Genomic DNA, 14358 nt, shown 5'->3' with positions numbered 1-14358 from the left:
GACTCACATGTTCGACATTGGCGGCCTCGAGATTCTGCTGGTTCTGATCATCGCCCTGCTGGTGATCGGACCCGAGCGCATGCCCGAAGTCGCCCGCCAGATCGGTCGCTTCGTCGCCAAGACGCGCAACTTCATCCGCTCCGTTCAGGAAGAGAGCGAATTGAAGGAAACCGTTGCCGAACTGCGCCGCGAACTGGATCTGCGCGAAGAAACCGCCCAGCTGCGCGAGATCGAACAGGACCTGCAACACGACCTCTACGGCAATCTGCGCGAAGCACAGAACGACCTGGCCGACGAACTGGACCTGGACAAGCTGCAGCGCCCCACCTTCGGGGGTAGCGAACCGCCGCCGCTGCATATCGACAAGCAGGATCCGACAGCCGCCGCTGCGCCGAAAAAGGCAGCGGAGACACCGGACAGGCCTGAGCCCAAGACCGCCGAGAAACCCAGCGTCCAACCTGTGGAACACAGCACCTCCTCATGAGCGACAGCCCCCTGCCTCCCACCGACAAGGAGATGACCCTCGTCGAGCATCTGCTCGAGCTGCGCGACCGACTGACCAAGGCCGTGCTGGCCGTCATCGTGCTATTTCTGGTGCTGTTCCCCTTCGCCAACGACCTGTATCTAATCATTGCTGAGCCGCTCATGCGCTACCTGCCGCAGGGCACCAGCATGATCGCCACCGGGGTGGCCTCACCGTTCCTGACCCCGTTCAAGCTCAGCCTGGTGCTGGCCATCTATCTGGCCATGCCTGTGATTCTGTATCAGCTGTGGGCCTTTATCGCCCCCGGGCTGTATGAACACGAGAAAAAGCTGGTCGGCCCGCTGCTCTTTTCCAGCGTTTTTTTGTTCTATGCCGGCGGTCTGTTCGCCTACTACGTGGTCTTCCCGCTGGTGTTCCAGTTCCTCACCAGCACCGGCCCCGAAGGCGTCACCATCGCCACAGACATCAGTCTCTATCTGGACTTTGTCATCAAGATGTTCTTCGCCTTTGGCGTAGCCTTTGAAGTCCCCATCGCCACGGTACTGCTCATTCTCACCGGCATGACCACGCCACAAAAGCTGAGCCACATTCGCCCCTACATTATCGTGGCAGCCTTTGTGATCGGCATGCTGCTCACCCCGCCGGACATCATCTCCCAGACCCTGCTGGCCGTGCCCATGTGGCTGCTGTACGAACTGGGCGTATGGATCGGCGCACTGATCATCCGCAACCGCAAGGATGAGGACGAAGGCGAAGGCGGGCCGGACGACACCGACACTCCGCCGCCTGGCGATGACACGCCCCCATCAGGTCCGAAGCCTTCTGCACCGGACGCACCCTCCGGTGGCTCCTCTGCGGCCACGGCCGCTGCAACAGCCGGAACCGGTGCACTGGCCGTACAGGCGGCACCCGAACCTGGCCTGCACTTTGATGACGACGGCAATCCGATGGAACCGGAACCGGCCGAGGACCAGGAACTGGAAGGCGGCAATGTGGCCGAGGATGAGAACGAGGATGACGACTTCGACTGGGACGCCGAATTCGACCGCATCGAACAGGAGATGGCGGCGCTGAATCAGGGCATGGAGGATGCGGCCACCGAAGATGAAGCCGCCATGGAAAATGAAATGGATTCCGCCCCCGAAACGACCCATAATCAAGATAATGGGATCGAAAAGGGGGCTGAAGATGGCAAACCACTGCATAAAACCAGCGATTGATCAGGGCCTGAAAAATCGCCCCGTAAAAAAGTCGGGGACCCCCCTTCTGCTTGTCCTCCTGCTGAGCCTTGTCAGCCTCAACAGCCTCGCCAACGCCCTCAAGCACAACCCGTCGCCCTATCTGGCCATGCACGGCAGTGACCCGGTGGACTGGCGCCCGTGGTCTGCGGAGGTGCTAAAGGAGGCGCAGCGGGAAAACAGGCTCATCTTCATTTCCAGCGGTTACTTCTCTTGCTACTGGTGCCACCGCATGCAAGAAGACGTCTATCATCACGCCGATGCGGCGACCATCCTCAATGCAGACACCATTCCCGTGAAGATTGACCGCGAGCTCTCGCCCGGACTGGATCACTATCTCATCGACTTTTCCCAGCGCACCACCGGCCGCGCCGGCTGGCCGATCCATGTGCTGCTGACGCCGGAAGGCTATCCCTTCTACGCCTTCATGTATCAGCCGAAGGCGCGGTTTATCGCCATAATCGAGCGGGCCGCACGCCTGTGGCGCACGGACCCGGACACAATTCGCACAGCAGCACGCAAGGCCCTGCCCCAACCGGAGCCCTATCCTGATCCCCCACCTTTGCTGAAACTGACCCATACCCAGCTGGCGCAGCTGCTCTTTGCCACGCTGGAGGGCGCCATGGATGACTTTGGCGGCGGCCTCAAGGGACAGCAGAAATTCCCGCAGACACCGCTGTATCTTTCCCTGCTCACACTCACGCAGTGGCCGGATCACATCAAGGAGTGGTTTATCCTCTCTCTGGATGCCATGGCGAGCCAGCATCTGCGTGATCATGTCAATGGCGGCTTTTTCCGCTATACCGTCGATCCGGACTGGCACACGCCCCATTACGAAAAAATGCTGTATGACAATGCACAGCTGGCCACACTCTATCTGCGCGCCGGCAAGCGTTTCAACCGCCCCGACTGGATAACGGTCGGGCTGGAGACACTACGCTTCCTCGACAGGCATCTTTACAACCCGAAAACCGGGCTCTACTTCGGCAGCCTCTCTGCCACCGACGCTCACCACCACGAAGGCGGCAACTACCTGTGGGACGCCGCCACCCTGAAAAAACTGTTGCCGCCCGAACTGTATCGCGCCGCCGCAGACGCATGGGGGCTGGACGGCAGCGGGCCGTGGGACGGCAAGTGGCTGCCCGCCCCGTTTGAAGGCAATGCCTGGCCTGCCATTCGCCGCATTCTGGCCGAACACAGCACGCAACCCGCCCGCGACAGCAAACAGGTGCTCGCCTGGAATGCCCTGATGGTGGACGCGCTGGCAGCCGCTACGGACGCCACCGGCGACCCGCAGTGGCGCACACGCGCTGTCGCACTCTACAACAAACTGAGCCGGCAACTGCGTACGCTACAACCACCCCGCGCGCTCAATGACGATGGCAGCCCCATGGGACAGGCGACCCTGCAGGATTATGCCCTGACGGTGGCGGCCGGCGAAACGCTCGGGAAAGACACCGCCCCACTGCGCCAACGCACGGCACGCAACTTTCTCACCTCTTCCGGCTGGAAATTTTCCGCCGCACCGCTGCTGCCGGGACAAAGTGGCCTCAAGTGGCTGGCCGATAGCGCTCTGCCAAGCCTGACCGCCATCGCAGACCTCCCCTACCCCAGGCACGTGGCTGCCGTGCAGACACGCCTGCGGCAGGGGCCCTTGCAGAGCCACAGCTACCTGCGTTATAACACGCTGCCATAACCCCATAATGAAAAAGCCCGCACAGGCGGGCTTTGGGGCGGTGAAAAAGAATTTTGGCTTATTTCAGGCCAAGGGCACGGTGGAAACGGTCCTTGATGGCCGCCATCACCTTTTCCACATCATCCACCGCCATACCGCGCACCTCGGCGATCTCCTTGATCACCAGACCGCCGCGGGTGCGCAGGTCGAGAATGATGCGGCTGAGCGTCGGCAGGTTCTGGTAAGTCTGCGCCAGAATCTGACGCTTTTCGCGATCGCCCAGAATTTCCCGTGGCAGATCCAGCACCTCCACCAGCTCTTCTTCGAAGCCTTCGTCCAGTAGATAAACCTTGGGCTTGTAGTCGTCCTGGTGGTAGGAAATGTCATCCAGATCCTCCACAAACACCACTTCACCTTCCGCATCGGCGGTGATGTGCTCTTCCAGTTCCTTCAGCTCTTTCGCGGCCAGCGCTTCAATGGAAAGATCCTTCATGTGCGCACGCTCGTGTTCGATAATCGCCTCCAGCTTCTGATCTGCAAGGCGGAAAATCAGCACGCGCAGCTTTTCCGGTGTCACGCTGTCGTCAAACTGCTCGTAAACTTCCAGATAGACTTCATCCACAATGTCCATGGGGTCATACATGCCGCGCGGCACCCAACCCTTGCGCACCGCCGTGCGCAGGCGATTGGCTACATACTTCTTGAGCTTGGGCAGAAATTCGTTCAATACGGCAAAAAACCCCTCGCGGTCCTCGTTCTGCCGATGTTGCGCCAGGGTATTGATCATGCGTGAAACCTCCTGTTAATTTCATCTCGTCTGTAAGTATGATAAGGCCGTATTCGCCGCCTTCAAGGAAAAATCCATGGGAAAGCTGTTTATCATGCTCGGCCTGTTTCTGCTGGCCATTGGCATCCTGTTGCAATGGGCACCTCAGCTGCTGAGCTGGTTCGGCCGCCTGCCCGGCGATATCGACATTCAGACCGAGCACACGCGCATCTTCATCCCCATCACCTCCATGATCGTGGTCAGTATTGTGCTCTCGCTGATTTTGAATATTTTTTTGCGTCGCTAGGGGTTACCAACATTTAATTAGCCGTTAATTGCTATCATTACAAATCATCATTCAGAGAGTCTCCCATGCAACGTGACAGAGCTGAGCTCAATAATCTCCGTGACCTTGACCGAGGCATTATCGAAACTATCGCCAAAAAATTCATTCAACAATATGGCGATCTGGATCCTGACACCGGCAAACCAGTTGAAAACCCCGTCAGTCAGCCCACGATGGAAAAAGAGCTGCAAGAGATGCTCAACACACCTGAGCTGGGGCTACGTCAGGTGGTGCCTCTGATCGTGATGTGGGTGGATGAGTTTCAGCTGGATTTCAATGACGAACTCTTTGACATGGAAAAGCGGCGTCTGGAACGACGCCAGCAGTTGGTTGACGAACTGGAGAAAATGGCCGAGCGAGGAGAAGCCGTCACACTGGAGTTCACTATCGGCGATATTCTGACCGAGCTGGAGCTTCGCGAAATCCCCGTCGCCCTGCCCTATCTCGAAGCGCAGCTCTTCAAGCGCCATGGCATTCCGCCAGAACCGCAGACCCTTCAGGAAGCCATGGAGCGTTTGCGCGACCTGTGGGCCCATGCCGATCAAGTGGTCCAGATCATCCTTACGCCGGAAGAAGCCCAGCAAAAAAGCCAACTCCTTCAAGAAGTGGAGGAACTTTTCAACACGGAAGACGATTATGAACACTTGAAAGAAAAAGCCCGCGCCTGGCTCAAGAAAACACAGCAGGATCACAACCCCGACATGCAGGAATTCCTGGATATGCTCAGCCGCGAAAGCCTGAGCTTCCAGATGGCCATCCGCGAAGTCATGGATGAAGAAGCTCAGGCCGCGCGAAGCCATGTATCCCCCGAAACGGAACTGACCCCCGAAGCCTTCAAGCTGCTGACGCAGAAAAAAGGCGATACCATCTATGCCGGGAGTGAATATACCCACAGCTATAATTTCTTTCGTCGGCTGCTGACCCGTCTGGTTGACTGGTGGATTTTTCGCCCCTGACTGCTTGCCGCCTCAGAGAAATCTACAAACAAAAACACCCGCGATTGCGGGCGTTTTCGTTATTGGCACATCAAGGTGGTCAGCGCATGGTGACCAGCTCTTCTGACGACGTGGGGTGGATGGCGATGGTGGCATCCAGGTCGGCCTTGGTGGCGCCCATCTGCACGGCCACGGCAAAGCCCTGCAGCATTTCGTCCACGGCATCACCGGCAATGTGGATGCCCACCACTTTCTCGTCCTCCCCTACGCACACCAGCTTCAGTGCCGTCTTGGGCTGATGGCGCGTAAACGCGAAGCGCATGGGCGTAAATACGCTCTGGTAAATCTTGACCGCATCGCCATACTGCTCGCGCGCCTTTTCTTCCGTCAGCCCCACGGTGCCCACCGGCGGATGGGCAAACACCACGGTCGGCACATAGGTAAGATCCAACTTCAGCTCCGGCTCGTTGTTATAGAGACGGCGCGACAGATAGCGCCCTGCACGGATGGCCACAGGGGTCAACTGCGGGAAGCCCTGCACCGCATCCCCGATGGCGTAGATATTCGCCACGCCGGTATGCTGCCATTCGTCCACGGGAATATAACCGCGCGGATCGGTTTCGATGCCCACGGCATCCAGCCCCAGGTTGCGCGTCAGCGGGCGGCGCCCCACGGACCAAATCACCTTGTCGAAGCCGGACAAGGTCTTGCCCTCGCCCACCACGCTCAGCGTGCCGTCGCTGGCCTGTTCCAGCTTTTGCACCTTGAAGGGCATCTCCAGCTGAACGCCCTGATCGATCAGGTTGGTCTTGACCTGTTCCTTGAGCAGACTGTCAAACAGCGGCACCGGCTCCGGCATGATGTCGATGAGCGTCACCTCGGTGCCCAGTGATCGGAACACACCCGCCAGCTCCACGCCGATATAGCCGGCGCCGATGATCGCCACATTCTTCGGCTGCTCGCGCAACTGGAAAAAGCCATCCGAGGTAATGCCCAGATCGGCGCCTTCCACCGGCGGCACAATGGGCTCGGCACCCGGTGCCAGAACGATGGTTTCTGCCGTGTAGCGCTTGCCATCCACCTCGACGGTATGTTCGTCCACCAGCCGGCCCCAGCCCTGCAGCACGTCTACGCCCAAATCCTTTAGGTAGCCGGCGTACCATTCGTTGATGTTTTTAATGTACTGCTGGCGCTTGTCCACTAGGGTGGCCCAGTCGAAGCCCTTCAGCGCCACGTCGAAGCCGAAATCGGGGGCATCATGGATGGCACTGGCGATATTGGCACCAAACCACATCACTTTCTTGGGCACACAGCCCACGTTGACACAGGTGCCGCCCAGATGCTTCGCTTCCACCACCGCGGCCTTCCTGCCGAATTCTGCTGCCTTTTCCACCGCTGACAGGCCGCCGGAGCCTGCGCCGATGGCAATCATGTCGTAATCGTAGGCCATGTTCTCTCTCCCGTTTTTTTTCAGATTGTAAAGCAAAACGCCCCGAAACCGGGGCGCATGCAAGGGGGTCCCCGACTTTTTCACGCGGCCATTTTTTCGCCGCGCCGCCGGATTGCCCCCTATAACTGAAACAGCCCGTTCAAGGCTTATTTATGGGTGTGCAGCCACTTTTCCAGATCGTCGGAGCCGCCAATGTGCGCGCCTTCGATAAACACCTGTGGCACGGTGTCGCGCCCAGTGGCCGCCCGCAGCGCACGGGAGCTGACGCCTTTTTTGCTCACTTCGATCTCTTCGTATGCAATGCCGGCGGCTTCCAGCATCTGCTTGGCCTTGGCACAGAATGGGCAGCCAGGCTTGGTAAACAGCGTCGCCGCCTTGGGTCGTTCGGCCCCCGGGGCGATATAGTCCAGCATGGTGTCGGCGTCGGAAACTTCAAACGGGTCACCCGGCAAATCGGGTTCGATGAACATCTTTTCGATCACGCCGTCCTTCACCAGCATGGAATAGCGCCAGCTGCGCATACCGAAGCCCAGATCGGACTTGTCCACTAGCATGCCCATGCCGTCAGTGAACTCGCCGTTGCCGTCCGGCACCATGGTGATGTTTTCCGCTTCCTGATCTTCTGCCCAGGCGTTCATTACAAAGGTGTCGTTGACGCTGATGCAGAGAATGTCGTCCACGCCGTGCTGCTTGAACACCGGTGCCAGCTCGTTATAACGCGGCAGGTGGGATGAGGAGCAGGTGGGGGTAAACGCCCCGGGCAGCGCAAACGCGACCACCGTCTTGCCCTTGAACAGATCATCCGTGGATACATTCACCCACTCATTGCCCTTGCGCACGCGCAACACCACATTGGGGACGCGTTGACCTTCACGATTTTCCAATGCCACTGTCAGCCTCCTTTTGGATCAGTTTAAGTTGTAATGATTGCCAATCATTGTGTAAGAGATGATAGCCTTGAGATGCATGATTGTCAATAGCAATTGATAATTAATTATTGTTAGGCTCTAACTATCATTAAGCTGAAAACGCTGCCAACTTTTTGTATCATTAACCATACACCCTTCACCTGGCCTACGCACATAATCGATTTTCAGGACATTTTCACCGATGAAACCAATGCGCTGCTGGCCGCTCACAGCGATCTGATTGCGCAAGCTGCCGACCATGTGGCCAAGCGGTTTTATGAAGTCTTGCTGAACCACGACCATGCGCACACCTTCCTCAACGAAGAGGTTGTGCAGCAACGTCTCATGCAGGCACAAAAGCAATGGATCATCGAAACCTTGGCCCCGCATACAGTAGATGAAAAGGACGCCTTTGAAGCACGCCAGGCCCATATCGGCCAGGTGCATGCCCGCATCGAGCTGCCCCTGCAACTGATGACACTGGGAGTGCGCCTGCAAAAGCGCGCCTTTATCGAAATACTCTTCGATGACGCGGCGGACGCGGCGCACAATGATGCGCATATTCAGCTTTATCCATCAACGAGGTACTGGACTATGCCACGTACCTCATAAATGAAGCCTACATGCAGTTTGAAAACGAGCTTGAACGGGAAACACGTCTGTTCGCCACCACCTATGCCTCGTCCGATCTGGCGCTTGAAATTCTGAACGTCAACTCAAACCTGCAGAACTGGCTGATCGATGTATTGGCCAGCAGCGACGAGCCCTCTGCCTGCCATGAGATACGCCACCTGAATGAAGCCAAATTCTGGCTGTGGATAGAGCACCGGCTAGCCCAACTGGGCGACGGTTTCCGCTCCACCGCAGCGATTGAAAAGGTGTTCAATGAGTTGGAACTGTTTCGTCAGACTTGCGCAGAGGGAATTCAGGCGCAGTGGCGAGGCACCCTTAAGACCTTGATCAAGCGTCTCAGCCATGCGTTGCAACTGCTTTCGGAAGAAGTCTCCGAAGACAGCAACAACCGCGATCCGCTCACACACCTGCTCAGTCGGCGCCTGCTAGATGGCATATTACGTCGCGAACACCGTCAGGTGCGCACCCATGGCGGTGACTACGCCCTGCTGATGATCGATGTGGACCACTTCAAGCAGATCAACGACACCTATGGACACACCGTCGGCGATGCGGTGCTGAAGGAAGTCGCCCAGATCATTCGTCAGAACCTGCGCGTGACAGATCTGGCATTTCGCTATGGCGGTGAAGAAATTCTGGTGGTCCAGCCCATCACGAGGGGCACCGACCCCACGCCCATCGGCGAAAAACTGCGCCTGGCCGTCAGCGAAAGGGTGCACCAGAACGCGGATACTCCCGATCTGCAGGTGACCATTTCCATTGGGATCAGCCAGTACAGCCGACACCCGCATCCCGACTACAGCCACCTGCTCAAGCAGGCCGATGCTGCGCTGTATCGCGCCAAGAAAGCCGGCCGCAACCGTGTGGTCTGCTACACTGGCGAACTGATCTGAAAGACCACCCGCGACTTGGCCCGTGAACGCGACGGCCTGTCTGAAAGCGCCGTTGTACACAACAAGCCAAGTGAAACGGCACGGGGATCACCGCAAGGGGCTCCCGCGTAGCGGCACCCCTTGAATTGAATATTATCCGACTGGACCTGATACTCTGACAATCAAGCCCTACTCGGATGACAACTCCCCAGCCGACGCTTCAGACTGAGCCAGTGAACTGCGGCTTTCCGGCAACTGCTTGCGCACCCGCGCCGAAAGCGCGCCGATCTTCTCGATGCGCCGTACGATATGCCCCGTGCCGCTCTGCAGTTTTGTGTCCGCCGCCTGCCACGCCTTCTGCGCCTGATCCAGCCGCTGCCGGATGGCGTCGAAATCCTTGATGAAGTCCACAAACTTGTCGTGCAACTTGCCCGCCTCGTCCATCAGCTCCAGCATGCGCCGATCCTGATGCGCCAGCTTCCACAGGTGCCCCACCGTTTTCAGCGTCACCAGCAGCGTGGGAGCGGTAACGATGGCAACATTCTGCCGATAGGCGTACTCCTGCAGGTGCGGATCGGCTTCCAGCGCCATGACATAGGCACCCTCGATGGGCATGAACATCAGCGTAAACTCGGGCGCATTCAGCTCGTCGATCAGGTGATACTGCTTGCCACCCAGCTCATCCACGTGCTTTTTCACGCTGTCCACATGGGCCTTGATCGCCGCCTTGCGCGCCGCTTCGTCATCCGCCTCCAGCGCACGGGTGTAGGCCGTAAGCGACACCTTGGCATCCACCACAATATGCTTGCCGTCCGGCAGATTGATGAGCACGTCCGGTCGCTGGCGCCCCGTCTCGGTGCTGAAGCTGGCCTCGCGCACATACTCTTCGCCTTCGCGCAACCCCGCCGCCTGCAGCAGTCGCTCCAGCTGCAGCTCGCCCCAGTTGCCCTGGGTCTTGCTCTCGCCCCGCAGCGCCTCACTGAGCGTCTGTGCTTCCTTTGACAGGGACTCATTGAGCGCCTTGAGCGTATTCAACTCACCCTTGAGCTTACCGAGGCTGCTGTGCTGCTGCGTATGCATCTCGTCCAGGCGCTTGCGAAACTGCTCCAGCTGCTCGCGCCACGGTTGCATCACCGCTTCCAGCTGCTGCCTGCTGGTGGTGGAAAACTGCTGCTGCTTCTGTTCGAACAGGCGATTGGAGAGGTTCTCGAATTCGCTGGCAAGCTGCTTCTTGGCATCCTCCAGCAGACGAATCTGCTCGGCATGCTGACGCGTCTGTTCCTCGAGTCGGGTTTCCAGCTCGGCCCGCTGCGCGGACAGGGCATTCAACTCCCGCTGCAACGCTGCCTTGTCCTGCTCGAGCGTCTGTAGCTGCGTGCGCGTCTGTACCAGCGTCTGCTCCAGTCCTTCCATGCGCCCTTGCAGGGCGGCCTGCTGCTGCAGACGACCATTGGCACTGGCGAGCTGGGCGCGCAGGTCCTCGATTTCCCTCTGTAGCCGTGCGGACTCTTCGCGGGCATGGTCGAGGTGACTGCGGGTTTCGATCAGCTCATCGCGGGTATGCTGCAGCGCAGGTTCCGCCTCGGCCAGGCGTGCCGCCAGGGTATCCGCACGGCGTTTTTCAAAGCGCCACAGCGACAGGCCGACCACGGCAGCCATAACGATGACAATGGCGACAAGTGCAATCAGTTCCGGCATGGCTTGCTCTCCTCAATGCAGTGGCGCATTCTGCAGTGCGCGCATGAACGGCTCCAGCGCGCCCTGGTTTTCGGCGTGTTTCATCAGGATCGCCAGCAGCGCCTGATCCTCGTGCTGACTGGCCATGCGCGCCGCCAGCTGATAGTCGCGATCGGTGACACTGCCCTCGTAGGCCTTGAGCTCCAACAGTGCGGCCAGCGCGCCGGGGTTCTGCATCAGCACGGCGGCATGCAGCGGCTTGACCGGCTCGCCCTCGGCGTCCTCGCCTACCGCTTCGGTGGGGCTGACAAAGTGATTCTGTACCAATTCGAGAATCGTCCAGTAGTTCACCTCGGGCTCGGTCTGACTTTCCAGCGCATGGATAAAGATATCCCGCGGCGACTGCCCATGCCGCTGCACCAGTGTGCCTACCATGGTGGCAAAGGCGTCACGGTTGGCGGGGTCAAAATTAAGAAGATTGCTCATGATGTCCGTCCTGTCGTGTCATGCAAACGTGCCTGCAGCATAGCCGCTGCTCCAGGCCCACTGAAAGTTGTAGCCGCCCAGCTGTCCGGTCACATCCACCACTTCACCGATAAAAAACAACCCGGGCACCGCCTGCGCCATCATTGTCTTGCTGGAGAGGGCGGCGGTGTCCACGCCGCCCAGTGAGACTTCGGCCTTACCATAGCCGGCGGTCCGCTGCGGGTACAGCGTCCATGCCTGCAGCTGCGACGCCAGCTGTCGGACTGCGGCATCGGTCAGCGCATCCAGCCGATCGGGCCACTGCAGGTGTGCGATCCACACCTGTGCAAAACGCCGCGGCAGCCCCCGCTTCAGCCAAGCGTGCAGGCTGCGCCCACTGCGCTTGAGCTCGAGCAGAGCCGCCTCCAGCGCTTCCCCCGCAAACAGATTCAGCGTGATCGGTTCCCCTTCCCGCCACATCGCAGAAATCTGCAGAATGGCCGGGCCGCTCAGTCCCTTTGGCGTGATCAGCACCGGCTCACAAAAGCTTGCCTCGCGGCAAGACACACAGGCATCGAAGCTCACGCCACTGAGGACGCCATAGCGCTTCTGCCAACGTGCATCCATTTCCAGCGGCACCAGTGCCGGACGCGGCGGCACCACCGGCAGGTCGAACTGGCGGGCGATGCGCAGGCCGAAATCGCTAGCGCGCAGTTTCGGGTAGGCCAGGCCGCCGGTTGCGATCACCAGCGATTCACACTGCAATGGGCCTGCGGACGTCTGCAGCACGAAACCGCCCCCCACCGCCTCAATACCCTGCACCGCCGCATTCATCTGAAGGGTGACACCGGCCCAATCGCATTCGGTCAGCAACATGCGCGTGATGTCGCTGGCGTGATGACGGCAGTAGAGGCGCCCGTGGTCGCGCCGGTCGTATTCGATGCCGTGGCGCTCCACCAGGGCGATAAAGTCCTCATTGGTGTAGCGCTTCAGCGCCGAGACCGGAAAGTGCGGATTGGCGCTGTAATAGTTTTCGGCGGACACCGCAATATTGGTGAAGTTGCACTTGCCGCCCCCGGAAATGCGAATCTTTGCCGCCGGCTTGGGCGCATGATCCAGCACACGCACCCGCCGCCCCCGATAACCGGCCGTGGCCGCACACATCAACCCGGCGGCACCGGCGCCGATGATGGCGACATCACACTGATTCATGGGCAATGCCGCGACGCACAGCCTCGGCGATGATCTCGCGCAATCCCGTCTCCGCTGCCGCCGGCAGGCCTTCCACACCCAGCTCGATGCTGCGGCGCCCATCGGCTTCGATGCGTGGCAGCGAAAACAGGCGCAGCTCAGGATGACGCTGCTCGAACGCACGCATGAAATCCAGCCACTCCGATTCGGACGTATCCAGCAGCCGCACCACCCTTTCCACCTGCACCGGCTGAGTGAGATCGGCATAGTAGTGATCCAGCAGCCAGGCGGTCATGGGCTGCGCCATCTGCGGGAATCCGGGCATGAAGTGATGATGGCCGCCGCCCGGCAGGTTCAGCAGACTGAAGCCGGGCACGCGGTTGAAGGGATTGGGAATCAGCTCGGCGCCTTCGGGCAGATCCGCCATCTCAACTCGATGCGGATAGGCTTCCTCGCCGAACTGCGCCTCGATCTCCGCCACGGCACCGGGATGACGCACCAGCGGCACACCGAGGGCGCGGGCCGCGCACTGGCGTGTGCGATCATCGGGCGTTGCGCCGATACCGCCATGGCAGAAGACGATATCCGGACGCTGAAAGGTCTCCTGCAGGGTTTCGGTCAACAGCGCCGGGTCATCGCCCACGATGCGCACCCAGTCCACCTTGAGGCCGCGTGGCTTGAGCAGGGTGGCCAGATTGGCCAGGTGACGGTCCTGCCGCCGTCCGGAAAGGATTTCATCGCCGATAATGATCAAACCGATTTTGCGATTGGGCTTGTGCATATTTCGTGTCTCTGCGGGTCTTCTGGCATTATACGCACCATGAACACATCACCCGTCATTCTCACCCTGGCCGGTTTTGATCCCAGCGGCGGTGCCGGCCTGCTGGCCGACATCAAGACCATCCATGCGCTCGGCGGCTATGGCACCGGCGTGATCACCGCGCAGACGGTACAGAACACCTGCCACGTGCGCGCAACCCGCATGGAGCCGCCCGAACTCATTACCGCGCAGATCGCTGCTTTAATGGAAGATACGCCGCCTGCCGCCGTGAAGATCGGCATGCTGGGGAGTGCAGCCGTGACGGACGCCATCACCGCAGCACTGAAGGACTGGCAGGGGCCGCTGGTGCTGGACCCGGTCATCGCCAGCAGTAGCGGCCATCCGCTCTATCACGACCCGCTGTCCACACTATTGCCCCTGCTGCGCCGCGCCACGCTGATAACGCCCAACCATGCCGAGGCCGAACAGCTGGCGCAGGCGCTGGATTGCGAACCGCAAGACCTACCCACTGCGCTGGGCTGTGCCGTGCTGCGCACCGGCGGTGATCTGGCGGGCGGCACCCTTACAGATGAACTGCTCATGCCCGAGGGTTGGCAGCAGACTTTCACCCATCCTCGCGTCGATACACCCAATACCCATGGTACCGGTTGCACCCTCAGCAGCGCCATCGCCACCCTGCTGGCACAAAAAAAGCCGCTGGAAGCGGCCGTGGCGGAAGCGATTGCGTGGATGCAACAACGACTGGCAGCCAGCACATGGCAAATTGGCCACGGGCGCGGCCCCATTCGTCATCTTTGAAAGCCTGTGCCGGGCTAATCGGTGTGAATGCTGTGTCCGCCCTACGACCGAGACGCCCCATGTCCGGAGCGCACGTTACGACATATAACTAGGGCAGATGTGGTGCGCGGTGCGCTTCAGAGCGGGCGGTGGGACGCCA

General features: G+C 59.7%; 15 protein-coding genes. 8 read left to right on the top strand and 7 right to left on the bottom strand.

Annotated elements, in window-relative coordinates; genetic code table 11:
- Positions 1-7 precede the first annotated feature (7 nt).
- Genes tatB through BUQ81_RS00395 form a run of 3 tightly spaced genes read left to right on the top strand, consistent with a single transcriptional unit; the run spans position 8 to position 3418 of the window.
- Entirely contained in the window at positions 8-484 is a 477-nt protein-coding gene (gene tatB, locus BUQ81_RS00405; RefSeq protein WP_074200430.1) for a Sec-independent protein translocase protein TatB, read from the top strand.
- On the top strand, positions 481-1704 hold the full coding sequence (gene tatC, locus BUQ81_RS00400) for a twin-arginine translocase subunit TatC (RefSeq protein WP_074200429.1): 1224 nt from the start codon (positions 481-483) through the stop codon (positions 1702-1704). Before tatB ends, tatC begins: the two co-directional genes overlap by 4 nt.
- Positions 1673-3418, top strand: coding sequence for a thioredoxin domain-containing protein (locus BUQ81_RS00395; protein WP_074200428.1), 1746 nt, complete (start codon positions 1673-1675; stop codon positions 3416-3418). The genes tatC and BUQ81_RS00395 overlap by 32 nt, the downstream gene beginning before the upstream one ends.
- A 58-nt stretch (positions 3419-3476) precedes the next feature.
- Here BUQ81_RS00395 and BUQ81_RS00390 read toward each other — a convergent pair whose 3' ends face one another.
- Positions 3477-4184, bottom strand: a complete 708-nt coding sequence (locus BUQ81_RS00390; RefSeq protein WP_074200427.1) for an RNA polymerase sigma factor — start codon at positions 4182-4184, stop codon at positions 3477-3479.
- Between the two features lie 76 nt (positions 4185-4260).
- Between BUQ81_RS00390 and BUQ81_RS00385 the strand changes: the two genes are divergently transcribed.
- Together BUQ81_RS00385 and BUQ81_RS00380 are read left to right on the top strand one after the other, a co-directional pair.
- Positions 4261-4470, top strand: a complete 210-nt coding sequence (locus BUQ81_RS00385; protein WP_074200426.1) for a DUF2905 domain-containing protein — start codon at positions 4261-4263, stop codon at positions 4468-4470.
- Positions 4471-4535: 65 nt separating this feature from the next.
- Entirely contained in the window at positions 4536-5465 is a 930-nt protein-coding gene (locus BUQ81_RS00380) for a hypothetical protein (protein ID WP_074200425.1), read from the top strand.
- 79 nt (positions 5466-5544) lie between these two features.
- On the opposite strand, the gene gorA is transcribed toward BUQ81_RS00380, so the two are convergent.
- Both gorA and BUQ81_RS00370 read right to left on the bottom strand, forming a co-directional pair.
- On the bottom strand, positions 5545-6894 hold the full coding sequence (gene gorA, locus BUQ81_RS00375; protein ID WP_074200424.1) for a glutathione-disulfide reductase: 1350 nt from the start codon (positions 6892-6894) through the stop codon (positions 5545-5547).
- Positions 6895-7040: 146 nt separating this feature from the next.
- Positions 7041-7784 (bottom strand): glutathione peroxidase, encoded by a 744-nt coding sequence (locus BUQ81_RS00370; RefSeq protein ID WP_074200423.1) that lies wholly within the window; start codon positions 7782-7784, stop codon positions 7041-7043.
- A 123-nt stretch (positions 7785-7907) separates the two neighbouring features.
- On the opposite strand from BUQ81_RS00370, the gene BUQ81_RS08965 reads away from it, so the two are divergent.
- Positions 7908-8414 (top strand): protoglobin domain-containing protein, encoded by a 507-nt coding sequence (locus BUQ81_RS08965; RefSeq protein WP_084188157.1) that lies wholly within the window; start codon positions 7908-7910, stop codon positions 8412-8414.
- An 11-nt stretch (positions 8415-8425) separates the two neighbouring features.
- Positions 8426-9328: a GGDEF domain-containing protein gene (locus BUQ81_RS00360; protein WP_074200421.1), complete on the top strand. Its 903-nt coding sequence runs from the start codon at positions 8426-8428 to the stop codon at positions 9326-9328.
- A gap of 168 nt (positions 9329-9496) precedes the next feature.
- Here BUQ81_RS00360 and rmuC read toward each other — a convergent pair whose 3' ends face one another.
- From rmuC to BUQ81_RS00340, 4 genes are read right to left on the bottom strand one after another with little or no spacing between them, the layout of a single operon-like run.
- Positions 9497-11005 carry a DNA recombination protein RmuC gene (gene rmuC, locus BUQ81_RS00355; protein WP_074200420.1) on the bottom strand — a complete coding sequence of 503 codons (1509 nt, stop codon included), beginning with the start codon at positions 11003-11005 and terminating at the stop codon, positions 9497-9499.
- Positions 11006-11017: 12 nt separating this feature from the next.
- A complete protein-coding gene (locus BUQ81_RS00350; RefSeq protein WP_074200419.1) occupies positions 11018-11470 on the bottom strand; it encodes a hypothetical protein in 453 nt (150 codons plus the stop codon).
- A gap of 18 nt (positions 11471-11488) precedes the next feature.
- Positions 11489-12661 (bottom strand): BaiN/RdsA family NAD(P)/FAD-dependent oxidoreductase, encoded by a 1173-nt coding sequence (locus BUQ81_RS00345; RefSeq protein ID WP_074200418.1) that lies wholly within the window; start codon positions 12659-12661, stop codon positions 11489-11491.
- Positions 12648-13421: a competence/damage-inducible protein A gene (locus BUQ81_RS00340; protein WP_074200417.1), complete on the bottom strand. Its 774-nt coding sequence runs from the start codon at positions 13419-13421 to the stop codon at positions 12648-12650. The genes BUQ81_RS00345 and BUQ81_RS00340 overlap by 14 nt, the downstream gene beginning before the upstream one ends.
- A gap of 39 nt (positions 13422-13460) precedes the next feature.
- Between BUQ81_RS00340 and thiD the strand changes: the two genes are divergently transcribed.
- Complete coding sequence (gene thiD / locus BUQ81_RS00335) at positions 13461-14219, top strand: bifunctional hydroxymethylpyrimidine kinase/phosphomethylpyrimidine kinase (protein ID WP_074200416.1); 759 nt, start codon at positions 13461-13463, stop codon at positions 14217-14219.
- Positions 14220-14358: the final 139 nt, after the last annotated feature.

The sequence above is a fragment of the Sulfurivirga caldicuralii genome (assembly GCF_900141795.1).
Lineage (GTDB): Bacteria > Pseudomonadota > Gammaproteobacteria > Thiomicrospirales > Thiomicrospiraceae > Sulfurivirga > Sulfurivirga caldicuralii.
The sequence above is the reverse complement of the archived record's forward strand: the minus strand, read 5'-3'. Positions and strand labels throughout refer to the sequence as shown.

Bases quoted from the DNA above. Each gene is read 5' to 3' on its own strand.
- tatB (WP_074200430.1), top strand. From the start codon at position 8: ATGTTCGACATTGGCGGCCTCGAGATTCTGCTGGTTCTGATCATCGCC.
- tatC (WP_074200429.1), top strand. From the start codon at position 481: ATGAGCGACAGCCCCCTGCCTCCCACCGACAAGGAGATGACCCTCGTC.
- BUQ81_RS00395 (WP_074200428.1), top strand. From the start codon at position 1,673: ATGGCAAACCACTGCATAAAACCAGCGATTGATCAGGGCCTGAAAAAT.
- BUQ81_RS00390 (WP_074200427.1), bottom strand. From the start codon at position 4,184: ATGATCAATACCCTGGCGCAACATCGGCAGAACGAGGACCGCGAGGGG.
- BUQ81_RS00385 (WP_074200426.1), top strand. From the start codon at position 4,261: ATGGGAAAGCTGTTTATCATGCTCGGCCTGTTTCTGCTGGCCATTGGC.
- BUQ81_RS00380 (WP_074200425.1), top strand. From the start codon at position 4,536: ATGCAACGTGACAGAGCTGAGCTCAATAATCTCCGTGACCTTGACCGA.
- gorA (WP_074200424.1), bottom strand. From the start codon at position 6,894: ATGGCCTACGATTACGACATGATTGCCATCGGCGCAGGCTCCGGCGGC.
- BUQ81_RS00360 (WP_074200421.1), top strand. From the start codon at position 8,426: ATGCAGTTTGAAAACGAGCTTGAACGGGAAACACGTCTGTTCGCCACC.
- rmuC (WP_074200420.1), bottom strand. From the start codon at position 11,005: ATGCCGGAACTGATTGCACTTGTCGCCATTGTCATCGTTATGGCTGCC.
- BUQ81_RS00350 (WP_074200419.1), bottom strand. From the start codon at position 11,470: ATGAGCAATCTTCTTAATTTTGACCCCGCCAACCGTGACGCCTTTGCC.
- BUQ81_RS00345 (WP_074200418.1), bottom strand. From the start codon at position 12,661: ATGAATCAGTGTGATGTCGCCATCATCGGCGCCGGTGCCGCCGGGTTG.
- BUQ81_RS00340 (WP_074200417.1), bottom strand. From the start codon at position 13,421: ATGCACAAGCCCAATCGCAAAATCGGTTTGATCATTATCGGCGATGAA.
- thiD (WP_074200416.1), top strand. From the start codon at position 13,461: ATGAACACATCACCCGTCATTCTCACCCTGGCCGGTTTTGATCCCAGC.